Genomic DNA, 18211 nt, shown 5'->3' with positions numbered 1-18211 from the left:
GGGTTACGGAGGTCTTATCTCCACAGGCTTAACATCCCTACGCCCCGTAGGTACGGCTAACGATGGTGAGGCAATCGAATCGGAGTCTGTACCTTGTTGGCAAGTGTGCGTATGATCCCTCCAATTGTTATTGATACCTCCTCATACTACCTATATAACTTGAGGGAGACCCCTCGAAGCACGTGATGAAAGTGAACGCACATTACCGCCATTCATCACCACGCTGATGCGGTGGTGCTTTCTTGCTTAGCTACTCGTAATACTTCATTATCGAGCAAAAAAAAATATTAAAATTTTTTTTCAAAAATAACTGATGTTTCAGCTGCGGAAAATATACATTTATAAAGGGTTTTTGAGGTACTGATTAAGAATCAAAATAAATAGGTATGCTAACTATTTGCGTTTATTTTAACTATTTTTGAACTATAATCTTTGATAGAGATTTATTTCAAATATGAATGATGTTTCAATCAACAAAAATGTGACTTCATAAACAGTTTTTGAGGTTACTCCTAAGACTCAAAATCTCATTCCAAACGTTAACTAGAATTGAAAACAAGGTGAATTGAAAAAATGACAGAAATACAGGATAGAGCTTATGCTGCAATTGTTTCGTGCGGCAGAACTAAGTTTTCAGAGCTCTGGGAAGATTCTATGAGTGATCTAATGCTAGAATCACTTCTTGAATCACTTAATTCAACAAACGGTAACATTGAGTTCAAAGACATTGAGTCGATGTATGTCGGCAACTTTATTTCAGAAAAGATTGTCGATCAAGGATTAGTTGCTGGGGAACTTGCGCAAAACTTCGGAACACATATTCCCATATTCCGTCTTGAGGGTGCCTGTGCTTCTAGTGGACTGGCTCTCTATAATGCATGTTTGGGCATTAAATCTGGAAAATTTGATGTTGTAGCAGTCTGTGGCGTTGAAAAAATGACAGATCGCGGTGAAATTGTTACAGATGCTTTAGCTTCTGCTGCCTCAGATTGGGAAAGATTTTATGGGAATACCTTTCCAGGACTTTATGCGACACTTATGGCACGTCATATGTACGAATATGGAACTACGCGCGAACAACTTGCCATGGTTGCTGTAAAAAATCATCAGCATGCAGTTAATAATGATAAAGCACAATATCCCTTTCCGATCAAAATTGAATCAGTATTGAAGTCTCCTTTAATTGCAGATCCTGTTCGTTTGCTGGATTGTTCACCAGTTTCTGATGGGGCTTCCTCAATAATTTTGTGTAAACCAGAGATAGCGAAAAAATATACTGAAACACCAGTTTATGTTACAGGTGCTGGCGCAGCTACAGATGCACTTTCGTTCTTTAGCCGTAACGATTTTACAGGTTTAGCTGCCACAAGATTTTCGGCCCAACAAGCATTCAAAGAAGCCAAAATTATACAAAAAGATGTTGATATTCTAGAAGTTCATGATTGCTTCACAATTGAAGAGATCACTGCCCTTGAAGATTTGAAATTTGTTGAAAAAGGAGAAGGCGGTCCATTTATTGGAGAAGCTGTAGATTCGTTCAAGGGAAGTAAACATATCATATATCCAACTGAATCTGGAGAGATCGTTGTAAACTGCGGTGGTGGACTAAAAGCAGATGGACATCCAGTTGGTGCAACAGGTTCGAGACAAATCTGTGAAATTTGGGAACAGCTTCTAGGTATTGCTGGCAAAAAACAAGTTGATTTAGACACCGATCTCTTAACGGGCGTAGCACATAATATCGGTGGCACTGGTGGTGTAGGTAGTGTTCATGTGCTACAAATTTAAGAAGAAACGAGCAGCACAGGCATCTGGAGGTTATGAAAATTGAGTGTTCCGTACGTCCACAGGAGCATTGCAGCACGTTATAGACTTATTGCAAGTTATTGTGACGCTTGCAATGGAAAATATTTCCCAAAGCGTAAGATTTGTCCAAAATGTGGAAATAATAATCAATTAAAAGATATTAGCCTTATAGAAAACGGTCATAGTGCCAATGTTTTTTCTGCTACTGTTATTCGACATCCTGCAACAACTCACACAGGATATGAACCTTATATATCAGCTGTCGTGGAAATGGATGGATATAAAATACCCACTATGATTACGGATTTTGAGATCACAAGCGATGAAATTGACATCGTCAATGACATTATAGGAATGCCAGTTGAACCCGTTTTCAGAAGAATCACAGAACAGGGTGACGATGGCGTTATTGAGTACGGAATGAAATTCAGGCCTTTCCAATCATCACTATTCAAAGAATATAGTACATATGTTCCGAGAAAAATCTCCCATAAAGCAGGGCTTGTGGGGTATGGCGTTTATCTTCCAAAATACAAAGTTACTGTAGAACAGATAGCAACCACCTTTGGAACCAATGCAGAGACGTATAAAAGAGGATTAGCACTTGAGGAAAAAGGTGTTGGCAATTTGGACGAGGATACAGGTACATATTCGGTCGAATCAGCACGAAGGGCACTTAATCACGCAGGAATTGATCCACAAAAGATTGATCGTATATGGGTCGGTTCTGAATCACCGCCTTATGCAGTTAAACCAACAACCACTATTGTTGCTGAAGCTATTGGCGCAATACCTTACGTCGGTGGCAGTGACCGTGAATTTGCGTGTAAAGCTGCAACTGATGCGATTCCAGACGCAATAGCACTAGTTAATGACGAACTCACAAGTAAAACACATGAATATACAATGGTCATTGGAGCAGATAAAGCCCAAGCTAGACCTGGTGATCCACTTGACTACAGCGTTGGAGAAGGTGGAGTTACTCTTATTTTTGGCAAGACTGATGTCATTGCAGAACCATTTGGATTTGCATCATATTTAACTGATACACCAGATTTCTGGAGACGCGAATTTGAGAAATTTCCAAGTCATGGTGGACGGTTTACAGGAGATCCCTCGTATTTCAAGCACGTAATGGGTGCCGCTGAGAAAATAATGAATGATCTAGAAATGACTCCTAAGGACTTTGATTATGTTGTCTTTCATCAACCAAATGGTAAATTTCCAATTCGTGTCGGTACTAAATTAGGATTTGAAATAGAGCAACTTAAGCCGGGACTAATGGTAACGAAGTGTGGAAATCTGTATTCTGGATCTAGTCCACTCGGATTTGCATCCACTTTAGACATTGCGCAAGATAACGAGAAAATCTTACTTGTTTCATATGGTTCAGGTGCAGGTAGTGACGCGTCTGCCTGGATAACAACAGATGTATTACTCGAAAAAAGGGAGCGTACAATCCCAGTAAGGGACCAAATCAAAGGTAGAAAAGAAATGGATTATCTCCAATACGCCCGCTCCAAAGGTACGCTGATGTTCTGACTTACCTTAATCTGTTTCTTTTTTCTATTTTTCGACACTCGTTACTAAGAACTATCACTAGGACTCTATGATACTATTTTAGTGCCTTGCATTATTCTGCAAAATAAATATGTGAATATAAATAGGCATACCACTACTTCTGATAGCAAATTATAACTGAAATTAATAGATTTCTGAGGAGAATATTGAGCTGAAATTTCAAGAAATGGTTTGATAGTTACTTCGCAATTTATGATAGTTTCTTTAAACAGAAGTGATTAAGAATGAAAATAGGAGATTTCACTGAAAATGATGTGCTTAATTTAGCCAGAAAAGCATACAACGAAGGAAATGCAAAATTTGAGATCATACCTGAGAAATGCGCCTTACTAGTTATTGACATGCAAGATGAATTTGTGAAACCTCATTGGTCACCAGATTGGGTGCCAGAGGCTACTAGGCAAGTTCCTCTTATCAAAAGTCTAATTGAACATTGTAGGAATAAAAATATCCCTATTATTTATACTGTATATTCTAGGACACATCATTACTTAGATCGTCCTAAAACTGGAAAATTTATGCCAGGACGATATTCCGAGTTGGACATAGATTGGTCATTATTTTATGTGGAAGGACGTGTTTGGCATGAACTTGCCCCACGGGAGCATGAAATTGTAATTAAGAAGTCATCATATGGAGCTTTCTATGATACAGCTTTAGAAACAATATTGAAAAATCTGGAAAAAGATACAGTAATAATCTGTGGGACTTTGACGAATTATTGTTGTGGAACTACAGCACGGCAGGCATATGAAAGAAGTTTCAAAGTGATATTCGGGAGTGATGTAACATCAACAGATGATCCAGAAATGCAAGAACCTGAATTGAAAGTATTAAGGAAGGGATTTGCAAAGGTTTTAACTGCTGAAGATATTATCAAAGCGTTAAGGTGAATCACCTTACAATGTTTTCTAATATATCATATAAAAACAAACAATATTTGCTGGGAGAAAAATGAGCAAAGACTTCAAGAAATGGTTTGATGATTATTCTGCCATATACGATTCCTTCGATGAGCATTTAGAAGAAAAAAATAAGAATAGCAAAATTCTGTTCAATCATTTGAACTTAGGACAAAATCAAAAGATTTGCGACGTGGGAACTGGGACTGGTAATAGTATAATCGCTTTGCAGAAGTTATTGAATAAGAATAAAATAAAGGGAGAATACGTTGGTATAGACATATCTGACAAAATGTTAAAACACCTAAGAGCAAAAAGTAAAGAAATCCACACTATTTGTGCAGATATGAAGTATTTACCTCTCATTTCAGACTGTATAGACTGCCAAACTTTCTATTTTTCGATTCACCTTGCTAGAAATGAAGATTTCGACCTAACTCTTAGAGAAACGAGTCGAGTTCTCCGTAATGGTACTGGAAAAATAGTTATTGTCACAATCACGCCAAATTCTCCATTTAATCAATTACGTGATCACCTCAAAGGAAAAAAGAGACCTGTAATAACCGAGAAATTTCTCATAGAAAAATTGAAATCAATTGACCTTCTCGTAGACTTCACTACTGTTGTGACAAATGCTTTGTACTTCAAGACTATTGATAATGCCCTTGATTTTTTTGAGAAGAGAGGATTGTCAATTAAGAATAGAGAGGAAACAGCGGACATATTGAAGCAGTACATGAGAGTCACTGAAGAAGGAATTGAAATCGCTGTTATGGATCAAATATTTATCGCATTTAAGCAATTATAGAAACAAAATCACAAATTAGAACTTTCAGAATTTGCCTTACTTATATTGAGAGCTGGTAGTCATCCAATTTTTTTTATAGGCAAATATAAGCCTATATTCCATTTAGGTAGATCGTTTTTTTGGATGAAGTCATCTATTTCTTTTTTATCTGCTATATGTTCTTCAAGCCATTGAACTGTAATGTCACGTTCGTACATGTTTTCTTTCATCCACAGTTTCGCCGCTGAGTGAAATACATTCCAACCTTTAGAAAGGAAATCAATAAATGACATTTCTGTGGTAGCAAATAAACCACCTTTGAACTCTTTTATTTTAATTTCATCATCACCTTTAAAATCATCATCTAAAGGCAACCACACTTCGTAACTATATACAGGGTTATCTTCAGTAGGAATTGGGTTGTTAAATCCAAAGAAATGAAACTTCACATCTTTACTGAAAAATTCCTTTCCCTGTGCCCATCTAAGTAATGATTTGATAGCATTTAATTCTGGATTTTCACCAAGAGGCGAATGGAATGAGGCTACTTTCATTGGATTAAGTTCAACTACTTTGATCTCCATTCTTAATCCATCTTTTATGTTTGTTAGTTCATTATTGGAATTATTACATTAAAACAATGAGAGGGAGGTCAAGAAGTGATCCAAGTGATTTCAGTATTTTGATCGCCCGCCAGAGATACTATAAGCTTGACGTGTAATGAAACTAGCTGCATCTGAAACTAAGAATTTGACCAGATCGGCAACTTCCTCAGGTTTTCCAAGTCTACCTGCTGGGATTTTTTCTGTTAAGAATTTAATTTGATCTTCTCCTAAACCTAAAGTCAGTTCGGTTCCAATTAGGGCAGGACAAATACAATTGACATTTATTCCTTTCTTGACAACCTCTTCTGCTAACGCTTTTGTAAAGCCAATAATTCCCGATTTAGCAGCGCAATAAGCGGTCATATGATCATTACCTTCTTTACCAGCAATGCTGGATATGTTAATAATCTTCCCATATTCTTTCTCTATCATATGAGGGATTACTGCCTGAGAACAGAGGAATGTTCCTTTCAGATCAACATTTATGACTTTGTCCCAATCTTCTTCGCTTAAATCTTGAACTGGCACCATAGGACCAGAGATGCCTGCATTGTTTACAAGAATATCGATTTTCCCATATTTTTCTAATGTAAGCCTTATCATTTGCTCTACGGCGTTCTTGTTAGAAACATCAGCGAGAATCGCAATTGCGTCTCCACCTTTGGATTCAATCTCTTTAACAACGTCTTTTGCATTTTCTTCTACAATATCGTTAATAACTAATCTCGCTCCATCTCTAGCTAAGGATAAGGCTATAGCCCGACCAATTCCCTGACCAGCGCCTGTAACTATGGCGACTTTTTCAGAAAGGTCAACTTTCAGCATTAAACTCACCTTTTACCTATTTGTACTTACTATAATATATAGCCTACTCTAAACTGCTATACTGTTGCACAAATATCCCAATTACGATAAGCACAAGCCCAATCACAGTTGAAATCAGTATTTGCTCACCCACAAGCAAATAGATGAAAACAAGTGAAAGAAAAGGAGATAAGTAAATCAGATTGCTTACACGTGCAGTTGTTTCTGAAAATTTCAAAGCCTTAAGCCAGATTACAAAAGTAATCCCCATTTCGAAGATACCTACGTAAGTTGCTCCAAAAAGTCCGATTGGAGAAACTATCACTGTTGAAAAGATAAGAGTTGTAATTAGAATAAAAAGAAAACCAAAAGTGAAGTTAAGGAATAATTTTGTTACTTCATCTCTTTCATCTTTTGTATTGTAAATCCAAAACAATGCCCAGATTCCTGAAGAACCAACAGCTAAAGACACAGCAAGAGGATCTGAAAACTTTAATGACGTTAAATCGCCTCTTGTGCCAATTACGACTACTCCGATGAAACTAACAATGAGTGCAAGAATACTAGTAGATTTTATTCTCTGCTTAAGTAAAGGAATAGATAATAAAGCAATCGCTATTCCCCATGTATAGTTCAACGCTTGGGCTTCTTGAGCAGGCAGCATTGAGTACGCTTTTAACAGGACTACATAGTAAAGGAAGGGATGTAAAAATCCAAGAAATGCAGAGTGTAAATAATCAGTCTTTGAATACGTTTTCAATAAAAATAACTTTTTCTGGATTAACAAAACCACAAAAAAGACTGCAATAGAGATTATTGAAGAATAAAATAGTAGTTGAAATAAGTCTAAATATCTTAACGTGATTTTAAAAGCAGATGCTACTGTAGACCAAAATAATACTGCTGTGAGCGCATATATATAGGCCCGTTTTTGATTTTCCATAGTTAGGAGTTATCTTTGGTCTAATATAGATTTTTGAAAGTCACAAAAGTAAAAAGTACCAAAACAAGGTGGTCCAAGATTACTTTGATCACTTTTCCAGAACCCTCTCTAACTATTTAACGTCACTATCAGTCTTTAAATTAGTCAAATTTTCTTTTAAACTGGTTGCGGTGAGATAGGGGAAATGGGATTTCTTGAAAAACTTAAAATATTGGGAGCGGCGGCAAAGTATGACCTGTGTGCTTCAACAGCCTCAAACAGAGCAAATTCATATTCAAAATTCAATAAAGCTGGAATGGGAAATCCTGTGGCAAGTGGTGTTTGCCATAGCTTTACCCCAGACGGTAGGTGTGTCTCCCTCTTTAGAGTACTCTTAACAAATCAATGCTCAAATGACTGCGCTTATTGTATCAATAGAGTTGGAAGAGAATGCTTAAAGGCTTCGTTTGAACCTAAAGAACTAGTGAGAGTTTTTCTCGGACTATACGAACGAAATTATGTTGAAGGATTATTCTTAAGCTCAGGAATGCCTAGAGATCCGGAAATAGCTATGGAAAAGACTCTTGAAGTTGTCGAGTTGTTAAGAACAAAACATTATTTCAATGGCTATATACATTTGAAACTTATTCCCGGAGCGAATTATGATCAAATTAAACGCGCTTCAGCAATTACAGACAGACTTTCAATGAATATTGAGGCTCCAAGCCAATCAAGACTTTCTGAACTTTCATCCACAAAGAGAATGATGACTGACATCTTAAAGCGAATGAAGTGGATTAAAACTTTGGCTGAGAGAGAAGATAAGTATGTTCCAGCAGGTCAAACAACTCAATTTGTCGTAGGTGCAGCAGGTGAAAGCGATTTAGAGATATTAGAAAGAATGGAAAAACTTTATTGTCAAATGGATCTGAAAAGGGCTTATTTTAGCGCTTTTGACCCTATTGGTCAAACTCCTCTAGAGAAAAATCCAAAGACACCTGTAATTAGGGAAGTACGATTATGTCAAGCTGACTTTCTCTATCGACATTACGATTTTCACTTCAGAGATCTAAAAAACGTGTTAAATGAAAACAACATGTTCAATTTGTCAAAGGACGTGAAACTCTGCTATGCATTTCAAAACTTGGATCGCTATCCTATCGACGTGAATAATGAAGACATTACCCTAAAGGAATTACTTAAGGTACCAGGTATTGGACCGACGTCAGCTAGGAGGATTATAAAGGCAAAAAAAGCGGGTTATCGTTTCAAGAAATTGAAAGAACTGGCAAGAATTGGAGTTGTCATAAAACGGGCGACACCTTTCTTGGAAATCAATGGACAAAAGCAGACAAGGATTGATAATTATGTGTAAAGATAAGGGCGTTATAGTAGTTTTCGACTCCACTTTTGAATCTCTCCTTTCGACAGCCCTAGTTTGTGAGTCAATTGGAGCAAAAGCGATTCATAAAGACCATTTTAATCCATATTTGATTGATAAAGAAAGCCACATCATTCTTAATGAGGAAATTTTAAAGATTTATGAAAAGAGGAAAGGATGCTTTCGTTTAAGCAATTATGAGTTACGCGAGATTAAGAAACTCATAGATTGGAATTTGCGTTATAAAAAGAATGAACTGAGTAAATTTGCTTTAATTCTTAAAGTAATTAGACAATGTTTAATTGAAGGGGCAGGCATTATTTTAAGTCAAGTAACAGCAGAAAGTAGAGAAATGTACAAACGCTCTCGTCAAGTGGCTTGTGAATATCACAAAGCGTGCGGATTTCTAAGGTTGGATACAATAGGAGAATTTTTGGTATCAAAGGCGAAATTTGAGCATAATGTAGAAGATTTAGTCGTTCGATTTTGGAGTAAACGTTACCCTGAAAAGACTGTGGTGCTTTTTTCTCCAAGTAAACTGAAACCATTTGCATACAAAGGAAACAAGGGTAAAGTCTCTTTTGTTAAAGGTGAAGAAATGGCAATTTTGCAAACAAAAATCAGTGAAGGAACTAAAGAGAATCCAACATATTCTATCGCACACAAGGATTCAAATGAAGATTTTGAGAAGATTTTCGAAGCATTTTATGATGTTCAATATATCCCTGCCAGAAGAAACAAAAGATTAGCGAGGTGTTGTGTTCCGAAAAAATACTCTGAGCGATTTAAAATGAAAGAAGGAATTAAAATCGAATATGGACTACAGAAAACAAAGCTTGATTCGTTCTTAATTGATCAATCATTAGATTCTACAAAAAAAATCAATGAGAAAAAGAATTCAGGGAAACCTAAAAGCTAGACCTACATAATCTTTTTGGCCTCTTCGACATACTTCTTCAATTTTGAAACTGAGATGCCAGTTTCCTGTGAAAGTTCCTCCAGGTTTGCATTAACTAAATCTTCTATAGATGTACAACCAACCTCACTCAATTTATCCGCCGTTTTTTGACCAACACCTGGAAGGTCAGTAAGTTCTAGTTCGAGGTCAAATTCTAATTCTTCTTCCGTTAAGTCTAACTCTGTTTTTGCTGGTACTTCTTTAGGTTTCTTCTTTGGTTTTTCTTTTACACCAATCATATCTAATTCTGCTTCTAAATCTAACTCATCTGAAGATTCCATTAAATCTAACTCTGCTTCAACCATCTCGTCTTCTGGAATCTCTTCAACCATCCCTTTCCATTCTGCGCTAAAAATCACAACAACGCCACTTGGAAGCAGTTTAAAATTAACTAATAGTATTGAATCTTCGCCAAATTCACGTTCAGCTATATAACCCCTACGTTTTCTAACGCCAGTTGGGTAAGATAGTTCGTAATTCACTGGATAAATCTGTCCCTCTTGGATTGTACGTCTGATCTTACTTTTAGAGATACCATATTCAGCAAATTCTTGAAAAATTCTCTTACCTGGAAACTTAACTCTTCCTGTCTTGGTTAAGGTTCTTATTAGTTCGTCTTGCTGTTTTGAAAGTCTGGACTCAAATAAACTCAATCGACTGTTCCTCCTAGAGCCAAAAAAGATTTTTCTTGCCATAAGTATTAGTGAGTACCAACGATTTTAATCGTTAGATGATTGTGAATACACTAAAATTAGTTACGTTTATAATTCTTGTGCAAGAAGACTCCCCATTTCATTAAAGAAATGTGGCATAACTGTTGCGAACAACTTATATGATAATAAGGTTTGTTCTCAGATGATAAAAAATAACTAGCATTTATATAATAAGTTTTTCGTTGCTCTCTATAACGGAATCCACATCTTAACATTCATAGTTATAAATCTTAGTCAAATATCTGAATAACTATGATTTAAATGATATTTTAGTCGATTTTTACTAGATAAAATGAAATTAGCCAAATTCAGAGTCATTAAAAGTTGTGTAAAACTGAAAAATAACCGAAAATAGTTCCTCTTTTTCGACATTACCCACAACTCTCGTAATTCCAGGAAATATGAGTGTTGGGCATGCAAGTATATGATGTTCTTCAGCAAGATCGGGTTCTTTTGTTACATCTATTTCGCGGATCTCTAACTCCAATTTTGTTTCATCTACTATCTCTTTAAGAAGGCGTTCTACAACATGACAAAATAAACAATGAGGAGACGTGAAATAAAGAATTTCTCGTTGTTTTATTATATTCATTTACCCCTCAGACCGCCTTGAATATCGTTGTGCTATCAACTCAATCATCGTATTTAATAGTTATTCATCATATTCAACTACTGCTCACCATAACTTCAAAAAGAATTGTAAATATCTTGAAAGAAGAGTTTTTTGAAAAAATCCAGTTTATTTAATCCTTAAGGATTTAGCAGAACAAAATATAAGGCAAATAAGAAGATTTCTCGCTAAAAAATAACAAAAACTCCTTATATTTAACATCATTTAAAAGGAAGTTGATAACCTATCAAAAAACTCTAATAAGAGAGTTTATATATGAGAAATATCATTTTCATATTAATGAACCGAATCAATCATGGAGTTAATCTATAGATTATAAATCGTAATGAGGTCGTAAGATGAGCGAAGAAGTCACCATAGCGAAAATGGTAACCTTAGAGCCTGATCAACCGATTGAAATTCCCAAATTGTTCCTAGAGGCGCTTCAAACTCGCGATTCGAAGTCAGCCGTAATGATTTTGGCTCCCTCAACCCGCATTATTCGAATTATTCCAACAACAGGCAATGAAGTTGTGAAGATAGCCATAGAAATTGGCGAACTTACCCCTGATTTCTTGAAGGACATGGGATCTGTGTTTGCAAGGAACAAAATAAAGACACTTTATTCAACAGGCTTGTGTTTTACGAGAGATAAATGTGTGTATGAGGGGTATATCGACAAGGCAGAGATTACCGTTGATATGGGGCAATTACAGACGGATATCAGCCAGCTAGAAGGCGTCAACAACGTCAACATTGTTGAGTTAAAAGCGGGGTGAGAGGAGTCTCATAGAGGGAAAGACGTGTCCCCAGCTAAAGAAAAACGAATGAGTCTCCTTATGCATCCGTTAAGAAGGAACATTTATAAGCTAATTTGCGAATCCCCTGGAGCATATTTTTTTGAGTTAGCTAGCGAATTATCTGCGCCCCATGGGACACTTTCGTGGCACTTGAAGATGTTGGGGAGGGCTGGTTTAATCCAGACTATGAAGTTTGGAGGAAAACGTATTTATTATCCTAAAGTCCTAAGAAGTGCACAAGCTGAAACTGCCTATGTTGCCTTGAAAAGTGGAACGGCAAGAAACATTTTTGAATATATTACAAACAACGAAGGTTGCCATCAACTAGAGATTGCTGAAAGTCTTGGTATCCATCACGATACAGTTCGCTGGCACGCTTCAAAATTAAGGAAGGCCGGACTTATTGATGTAATGAGAGAAGGGCGCCGTATACGATATTATGTTGGCGAAATAGGGCAAAATTTACTTGAAGGCGCACTAAACTTGATTACAGAGAGTTTTATCAGATTTCTTTGCGAAAAATTAGAAGAAGATTGTTTACATCCAGAAGTAACCGAAAAGGACAGAAATCACGTTACAATTCGTATTCAGTGTCCACGGTCGCAAGATATAGAATTGTCAATTAATCTAGAGACCTGGTCGTTCAGCGAGGACGAAGACGAAGACGGAGACGACGGAGATATTGAGGAAGAAGAGGAAGAAGAAGTAGAAACACTAGTGTCACAATAAACATATATATATTATATAACAACTTCTGTGAAGTAAAGTACCGTCTTTTTGTGCAATAACGCTAATGGACGAGAAAACAGTGCCCGGAATACTAAGAAAGTTTTCATGGTTTATCATCAGCAGTCTTATCTTTTTTGTTTTCTTAGTAATTATATTGGGTTTTGTTTATAGTTTTGGGCTTCTATTCTTTACGTCAGAAGGTCAAACAATTGTAAATGTCGTTCCCACTGGTTTCTTGTTTTACATCTTCTATTACGTCGGCTTCTTGGTATTTAATATCGGCTGGCTGTTTCAAGCTGGTCAAATTTCAATTGGCATTCTTTTTATCTTATGTTGTATTATTTACGTGATCTCTTTTGTTCTTCTCTTCTTCAGACCAACTGTTAATTTCCTGTCTAAGTTAAAAGCGCTAATAACACAGACAACTTTAGAGCCTTTCGAAGAAAACGGTTTACTTGCACTGATCTTATTTCTCAGCGTAAACTATATTCTTATCTATGTTGCAGTACTTATTGTAACGATTTGGGGAATTCCTTTAGGCGGACCAACAACGATTAATTTAGTCTTTATCATTGAGGGGGTTTTAGCTGCAGTAATTGAAGAGTTCTGGTTTAGACTGATCTTGATAGGCCCCTGGTTAGGAATAGGTTACTGCTATTTCATCAGGAAACATAGTGTTCCAGATTCTTATCTAAAGATATTTCTAGCAGCCTTAATTAACCCCACTCATGCGAGAGAACGATCAGGTAGATATTACGGATTTTATCGTTTTGAATATTTCTTAGTAATAGCTTCTGCTGCTTATTTCGGCATTCTCCACGTTATAGGAATGTGGGATATCGGATTTTTACCTATAGCGACTATAGGCGGATTGTTTCTCGCATTTAGTTATTTAAAATTTGGAATAAAAGGAAGTCTCTTCTTCCATTGGACATTCAATTTCATCCAGAGCATTGCAGCAGTCACTATACAGGAAAATATCGTCATTGGATTTGGTCTACTCTTTATTTACCCAGCTTGGTTGGTTTTAGGAATCATTGGAATTATTCTTGGTTTGATTTCGCTCAGAAAATGAATTAGTTAAATGTAACTTTTTTATAGACCGCAATATCGTAGGGATGCCAACTACCGCTTCCTAAAGTAAATACGCAGTCTACATTTTCAGGAATAGTCAAATCATACCACACAACAGAATGCTGTGTTGCATATAGATACATTTCGATGAGTTCGTCAGACTGTACACAGGATGAATCAACCACAATATATACTGGGTTTGCATTTGACATCTTAAGAATTTCTTGAATAGTTGTTTTTTTAAGATCAAGTGCAGTTCGTTCTGAATATCGCTCAATCAAAGTAGGGAAATTTGTGTAGATTACTGAGTTTGATGCTGTATTTTGTTGTAACCATTCTCCAGTTCTTTCAAAGGCTTCAATTTGGGGTTTGTACTGTTCATCAATGATAATATCTTTAGCCAATAAAAGAGAATTGACTGTTATTATCAATAAAACACCCAAAATAATAATTTGTTGAAATTGTTTGCTTGTCAGCCTGATTTGAAATACTACTATAGTTTTCTGATATACTCTTGATAATAGTTGTTCAAGTTCTGAGAGACCCCGTCCTGCAAAGAGCAAACAAATAGGTATGAGCACAGTAAGATATCTTGGTACGATAGAAGGCCAGACGTAAGACGGCCAGCTGTAAGAAAGCAGATAGAAAATTAAAAGAAGATGAAAAAATAGATATCTCCTCTTGATCGTGAGTATAAATCCAAAAGCAAACAAAAAAAAGCCAAGTGGTGTTAAACCAGCAGAGAGTTGTAACCAGAGCCTATAAAACCCGACAAATAATCCAATAGCAATCTGTGTTAATGAATGATAAGAGAATAAATAGTCAAGGGGACTAAGCATCATTGTAGGAATCTGTGTGCCGAATTCCCTAAGGAAGAAAAATGCCCCATGATAATAACTCTCTCGATTAAAAACACCAAAGGTGAGATAATCACGAATAAGCCATGGTAGAATAACAAAAATAGTCACAGAAATGGTGATACCTATCTTCTTAATCAAACCAAGTTGTCTTTGATCTACAAACAGAAGACAAAAATAAAAAACTTGGAATATTAATAGATACAGTCCTTCAGGTCTTACTAGATAGAATATTCCGGATAATAAGCCCATTATAAGAAAATTTGTGTATTTTCTCTCGTTTTTTGCCTTTATTGTAAAAAGAATAGCAAGAAGGAAAATAAAAGTAGAAAAACCCTCTCTGTAAACGCCTCCCAAATAAAAATCTGTGCCTACGATGAAGAAAGGATTTATAGCAAAGATTAACGCTGAAAATAACCCAGTTCTTTCATTCTTAAAATTCAGTTTCACAAGCGCATACAAAATAAATACTGAAAGACTTCCAAAAACTATCGACACAAGTTTTGCAGAAATATGATTAACACCAAAAACTAGAAAAAAGAGGGCTACAAAAAGGGGATAAATGGGTGCTCTTATTGCAGGAATGTCTCCAGAACCGATAGTATACCCCTTTCCTTCTAGTAAATGTCGTGCAGACCAGCAATAGTAAATACCGTCTGGATTAATAGCGAAAGTGAATTGCAAAAAGAAAATGCGTAATGCAAATGAAAATAAAGTTATGACGAGTGCTAGTAAATCATAAATGGAGAGTTTGATTGGAAGTTTTGTTAACATTTTCTGAATGGAAGTTATAGAGTTCTCCATCAAAGAATCATCCTTTTTCAGACAATATTCTAGAGTTTATTTACCGCTTTAAGGCCTGCCTGAAATGCTTGCATATTGAGATCTATAAAACGTTCTGGTACTGTATTCTTGATCTCTTCGATAACTGTCTCCGAGTTGATCGGAATTGATCCTTTAGCCATAGCAGCCCCTAATAGCACAATATTTGCCACTATAGACGCACCAAGTTCTTTTGCAATTGCAGTAGCATCAATAGAATAAACATTTTGACAGAAGTGCTTCATTTGTTGAACTATCAAATCTAGGGAGGGGTACTCTGTTTTTAGAATAGACAGCGAAAGAGGACGGATTTTGTAATTGTTAAAAATAATACAACCTGTGTTACGGACACCTTGAATATTTCTTAGTGTTTCTATAGGCTCCATTCCAACAAGAAGATCACCTGTACTATCGGGAAATGTAGGACTATAAACATGCGTACCCATTCGTAAATGCGTTGAAACGCTCCCTCCTCGTTGTGACATGCCATGCAGTTCACTTTGAACTACCCGTAATCCGGCAGACAATGCAGAACTTCCTAAAATATGTGCAATTGTTAAAACTCCTGTTCCGCCTACCCCAGCGATAAGAACGTTAAATTCCTCAGTCATTATTTTGCCTCCTCCTTGTAAATTGCACCGCAGGGACAAACATTGACACACACACCGCATCCATCACAAAGAACTTCTTCAATTTTCATCTGAGGGGTGGTAGTATCCCAAACAAACGCTACACAACTAAACTCATCAATGCATGTTCTACAACCTTCACATTTCTCAGGATCAACTCTTGAGGGGGTAATTTTAATGCCTTTTTTTCGTTTTATTCTATCTAATACCAATGCGCAAACATGTCGTGCAATAACTACAGTTGGACCATCTTGTTTTATCGCATCTTCGAAGATTTGGATCGTTTCTTCAAGTTTGTAGGGATCTGTTTTATAGATATTTTTTACACCGCAACCTCTTACAAGTTCGTCTATTTTAATTGCAGTTTCACGCATATCTCCAAGTTTACTTCCCGGACTTGGCTGATGACCTGTCATTGCTGTCGTTAGGTTATCTAAAACTATCAAAGTTAAGTTTGCGTTATTTTTAACTGCATTAATCAACGCAGGTACCCCTGCATGAAAGAATGTTGAATCTCCGATAACTGCAATTACTGGATCATTAATGACCTGTGCGGTTCCACAAGCTATACCAACTGACGCACCCATACATACCAGCCAATCCCCGAGATGGAAAGGTGGGGCTATGCCTAGAGCATAACAGCCAATATCGTTGCCAACAATAATCTCCTGACCTTTGGTTGCTTGCTTTATAGCATAGAAAGACGCTCGATGAGGACATCCTGCACACAACTGTGGTGGACGAGATACAAGCAGTTCTTTAGCTATCTCGAATTTCTCATTTGCGGCAGTATAGTCTATAGGAAGCGTTTTTCCTGAGATTTTGGCAAGTGCTAAAGCGATTTGTTTAGTGGATAGTTCAAATGCTTGAGGTAATAATTCCTGTTCTTTTCCAAAGATTGGCGTATTCAACGAGTTTACTTGAGCAATTGCACGGACATGAGTTTCCAACCAAGGATCCAGCTCTTCCACTACAAGAACCTTGTCAACGTTCTCTATAAATTCTGAAATCATTTTTTTTGGGAAAGGATAGGGCATTCCAAGTTTAAGAATAGATGCATTGATATCTAACCATCTTAATGCGTCAAGAGTATAAGAATAAGAAATCCCTGAAGTAATAACACCCAATTCTGAGTCTTTCATTAGAGATTGATTAAACTCAGAGTTCTCAGAGAGTTTTTGCGCTAATTCTAAATTCTCCAGTAATTTTAGATGGGCAGGGCGTGCATTAGAAGGAACCATAACTCTCGAAATGCGACGTTCAAAATAAGGTGTTTTTCGGTCTTGAATAGGACCAAAAACAACATTGCCATAAGTGTGAGCGATGCGAGTTGTTGTTCTTAAAAGGACAGGCTCTCTTATTTTTTCAGAAATTTCAAATGCAGTTCTTGTCATTTCAAGAGCGTCCTGAGATGACGAAGGTTCAAGCATTGGCAATCCAGCATGAACAGCATAGTGCCTGTTGTCCTGTTCATTTTGAGAACTCCAGCATGAGGGATCATCTGCAGTAACTACTACCAAGCCGCCATCAATACCAGTGTAAGCTAACGAAAATAGTGGATCAGCTGCTACATTCGCACCAACATGTTTCATAGAACAAATTGCACGAACTCCAGCAAAAGATGCACCTGCTGCGGCTTCGAGGGCTACTGCCTCATTTGTACTGTACTCGAAATAACCAGGCCATCTAAAACGACTAATCAAAGTAGCAAAAGTATCTCCTATCTCTGAGGCGGGGGTACCCGGATATGTAGATGCAAATGAAACGCCAGCCTCAATTGCTCCACGCACAATAGCCACATTTCCCATTAGAAGAGTTTGTCTACCTATTTGATCTTCTAGTATTTGCTTCAATACAATACCACCAAACAATACTTTTTTGATGAAAAGAAGCTAGTTATCTTAAAATCTCTATGAGCTATCAACAAATTAACTTATAAATTTTCATTCATTTCTCAGGAATAATTAGTTGTATATTTGGTATTTTCTAAAAGCTTCTGATCAAGAGATGGGTTTTATGGAAAAAAATGAATTAGAAATTCTTAAAGACCTCACAGAATCATTTGGACCTCCAGGTTTCGAAAGAGAAACGGCAAGCATTGTAAAAAAGTATGTGGAAGAATTTGCAGACGAAATCCTAACCGATAAGTTAGGCTCAGTAATGTTTAAAATCAAGGGAAGTGCTGAAAAACCAGTTATTATGATCCCAGGTCATATCGATGAGATTGGATT

Annotated in this window: 17 protein-coding genes and 1 pseudogene; 10 read left to right on the top strand and 8 right to left on the bottom strand. The window is 36.7% G+C overall.

Annotation, left to right across the window (positions count from 1 at the left end; genetic code table 11):
- The first annotated feature begins 573 nt into the window (after positions 1–573).
- The 4 genes from QVB70_RS10580 (at position 574) to QVB70_RS10565 (ending at position 5097) form a co-directional block, all read left to right on the top strand.
- Entirely contained in the window at positions 574–1788 is a 1215-nt protein-coding gene (locus QVB70_RS10580; protein WP_287585864.1) for a thiolase domain-containing protein, read from the top strand.
- Between the two features lie 39 nt (positions 1789–1827).
- Positions 1828–3348, top strand: coding sequence for a hydroxymethylglutaryl-CoA synthase (locus QVB70_RS10575; RefSeq protein ID WP_287585861.1), 1521 nt, complete (start codon positions 1828–1830; stop codon positions 3346–3348).
- Between the two features lie 263 nt (positions 3349–3611).
- Positions 3612–4280, top strand: coding sequence for an isochorismatase family cysteine hydrolase (locus QVB70_RS10570; protein ID WP_287585859.1), 669 nt, complete (start codon positions 3612–3614; stop codon positions 4278–4280).
- A 61-nt stretch (positions 4281–4341) separates the two neighbouring features.
- Entirely contained in the window at positions 4342–5097 is a 756-nt protein-coding gene (locus QVB70_RS10565) for a class I SAM-dependent methyltransferase (RefSeq protein ID WP_287585856.1), read from the top strand.
- 59 nt (positions 5098–5156) lie between these two features.
- Here the strand turns inward: QVB70_RS10565 and QVB70_RS10560 are convergent, their stop codons facing one another.
- From QVB70_RS10560 to QVB70_RS10550, 3 genes are all read right to left on the bottom strand, one after another.
- On the bottom strand, positions 5157–5660 hold the full coding sequence (locus tag QVB70_RS10560) for a GyrI-like domain-containing protein (RefSeq protein WP_287585853.1): 504 nt from the start codon (positions 5658–5660) through the stop codon (positions 5157–5159).
- Positions 5661–5750: 90 nt separating this feature from the next.
- Positions 5751–6506, bottom strand: a complete 756-nt coding sequence (locus QVB70_RS10555) for an SDR family NAD(P)-dependent oxidoreductase (RefSeq protein ID WP_287585850.1) — start codon at positions 6504–6506, stop codon at positions 5751–5753.
- A 43-nt stretch (positions 6507–6549) separates the two neighbouring features.
- A complete protein-coding gene (locus QVB70_RS10550) occupies positions 6550–7428 on the bottom strand; it encodes a DMT family transporter (protein ID WP_287585848.1) in 879 nt (292 codons plus the stop codon).
- A gap of 184 nt (positions 7429–7612) precedes the next feature.
- On the opposite strand from QVB70_RS10550, the gene QVB70_RS10545 reads away from it, so the two are divergent.
- On the top strand, positions 7613–8782 hold the full coding sequence (locus tag QVB70_RS10545) for a putative DNA modification/repair radical SAM protein (RefSeq protein WP_287585846.1): 1170 nt from the start codon (positions 7613–7615) through the stop codon (positions 8780–8782).
- Positions 8775–9707, top strand: a complete 933-nt coding sequence (locus tag QVB70_RS10540) for a DUF4130 domain-containing protein (protein WP_287585844.1) — start codon at positions 8775–8777, stop codon at positions 9705–9707. The genes QVB70_RS10545 and QVB70_RS10540 overlap by 8 nt, the downstream gene beginning before the upstream one ends.
- 2 nt (positions 9708–9709) lie before the next feature.
- On the opposite strand, the gene QVB70_RS10535 is transcribed toward QVB70_RS10540, so the two are convergent.
- Together QVB70_RS10535 and QVB70_RS10530 are read right to left on the bottom strand one after the other, a co-directional pair.
- Complete coding sequence (locus tag QVB70_RS10535; RefSeq protein ID WP_287585841.1) at positions 9710–10399, bottom strand: helix-hairpin-helix domain-containing protein; 690 nt, start codon at positions 10397–10399, stop codon at positions 9710–9712.
- A gap of 358 nt (positions 10400–10757) precedes the next feature.
- Positions 10758–11051 carry a thioredoxin family protein gene (locus tag QVB70_RS10530; RefSeq protein WP_287585840.1) on the bottom strand — a complete coding sequence of 98 codons (294 nt, stop codon included), beginning with the start codon at positions 11049–11051 and terminating at the stop codon, positions 10758–10760.
- Between the two features lie 377 nt (positions 11052–11428).
- On the opposite strand from QVB70_RS10530, the gene QVB70_RS10525 reads away from it, so the two are divergent.
- From QVB70_RS10525 to QVB70_RS10515, 3 genes are all read left to right on the top strand, one after another.
- Positions 11429–11848: a hypothetical protein gene (locus QVB70_RS10525; protein WP_287585838.1), complete on the top strand. Its 420-nt coding sequence runs from the start codon at positions 11429–11431 to the stop codon at positions 11846–11848.
- A gap of 24 nt (positions 11849–11872) precedes the next feature.
- Positions 11873–12598 carry a helix-turn-helix domain-containing protein gene (locus QVB70_RS10520; RefSeq protein WP_287585836.1) on the top strand — a complete coding sequence of 242 codons (726 nt, stop codon included), beginning with the start codon at positions 11873–11875 and terminating at the stop codon, positions 12596–12598.
- Between the two features lie 64 nt (positions 12599–12662).
- Entirely contained in the window at positions 12663–13673 is a 1011-nt protein-coding gene (locus QVB70_RS10515; RefSeq protein WP_287585834.1) for a CPBP family glutamic-type intramembrane protease, read from the top strand.
- A 1-nt stretch (position 13674) separates the two neighbouring features.
- Here the strand turns inward: QVB70_RS10515 and QVB70_RS10510 are convergent, their stop codons facing one another.
- The 3 genes from QVB70_RS10510 to iorA are packed head-to-tail and all read right to left on the bottom strand — an operon-like array spanning position 13675 to position 17833.
- Entirely contained in the window at positions 13675–15333 is a 1659-nt protein-coding gene (locus tag QVB70_RS10510) for a glycosyltransferase family 39 protein (protein ID WP_287585831.1), read from the bottom strand.
- Positions 15334–15362: 29 nt separating this feature from the next.
- A complete protein-coding gene (locus QVB70_RS10505) occupies positions 15363–15962 on the bottom strand; it encodes an indolepyruvate oxidoreductase subunit beta (RefSeq protein WP_287585829.1) in 600 nt (199 codons plus the stop codon).
- Positions 15962–17833, bottom strand: a complete 1872-nt coding sequence (gene iorA / locus QVB70_RS10500; RefSeq protein WP_287585826.1) for an indolepyruvate ferredoxin oxidoreductase subunit alpha — start codon at positions 17831–17833, stop codon at positions 15962–15964. Before iorA ends, QVB70_RS10505 begins: the two co-directional genes overlap by 1 nt.
- A gap of 163 nt (positions 17834–17996) precedes the next feature.
- Between iorA and QVB70_RS10495 the strand changes: the two are divergent.
- A pseudogene (locus tag QVB70_RS10495) lies at positions 17997–18211 on the top strand (peptidase M28); the annotation flags it as partial.

This window comes from Candidatus Borrarchaeum sp., from assembly GCF_019058535.1.
GTDB classification, from domain to species: Archaea; Asgardarchaeota; Sifarchaeia; order Borrarchaeales; family Borrarchaeaceae; genus Borrarchaeum; species Borrarchaeum weybense.
This window is presented reverse-complemented; position numbering and strand designations above follow the sequence as displayed.

Excerpts from the sequence above, each read along its gene's own strand:
- QVB70_RS10580 (WP_287585864.1), top strand. The coding sequence starts at position 574 with ATGACAGAAATACAGGATAGAGCTTATGCTGCAATTGTTTCGTGCGGC.
- QVB70_RS10570 (WP_287585859.1), top strand. The coding sequence starts at position 3,612 with ATGAAAATAGGAGATTTCACTGAAAATGATGTGCTTAATTTAGCCAGA.
- QVB70_RS10565 (WP_287585856.1), top strand. The coding sequence starts at position 4,342 with ATGAGCAAAGACTTCAAGAAATGGTTTGATGATTATTCTGCCATATAC.
- QVB70_RS10560 (WP_287585853.1), bottom strand. The coding sequence starts at position 5,660 with ATGGAGATCAAAGTAGTTGAACTTAATCCAATGAAAGTAGCCTCATTC.
- QVB70_RS10555 (WP_287585850.1), bottom strand. The coding sequence starts at position 6,506 with ATGCTGAAAGTTGACCTTTCTGAAAAAGTCGCCATAGTTACAGGCGCT.
- QVB70_RS10550 (WP_287585848.1), bottom strand. The coding sequence starts at position 7,428 with ATGGAAAATCAAAAACGGGCCTATATATATGCGCTCACAGCAGTATTA.
- QVB70_RS10545 (WP_287585846.1), top strand. The coding sequence starts at position 7,613 with ATGGGATTTCTTGAAAAACTTAAAATATTGGGAGCGGCGGCAAAGTAT.
- QVB70_RS10540 (WP_287585844.1), top strand. The coding sequence starts at position 8,775 with ATGTGTAAAGATAAGGGCGTTATAGTAGTTTTCGACTCCACTTTTGAA.
- QVB70_RS10530 (WP_287585840.1), bottom strand. The coding sequence starts at position 11,051 with ATGAATATAATAAAACAACGAGAAATTCTTTATTTCACGTCTCCTCAT.
- QVB70_RS10525 (WP_287585838.1), top strand. The coding sequence starts at position 11,429 with ATGAGCGAAGAAGTCACCATAGCGAAAATGGTAACCTTAGAGCCTGAT.
- QVB70_RS10515 (WP_287585834.1), top strand. The coding sequence starts at position 12,663 with ATGGACGAGAAAACAGTGCCCGGAATACTAAGAAAGTTTTCATGGTTT.
- QVB70_RS10510 (WP_287585831.1), bottom strand. The coding sequence starts at position 15,333 with ATGGAGAACTCTATAACTTCCATTCAGAAAATGTTAACAAAACTTCCA.
- QVB70_RS10505 (WP_287585829.1), bottom strand. The coding sequence starts at position 15,962 with ATGACTGAGGAATTTAACGTTCTTATCGCTGGGGTAGGCGGAACAGGA.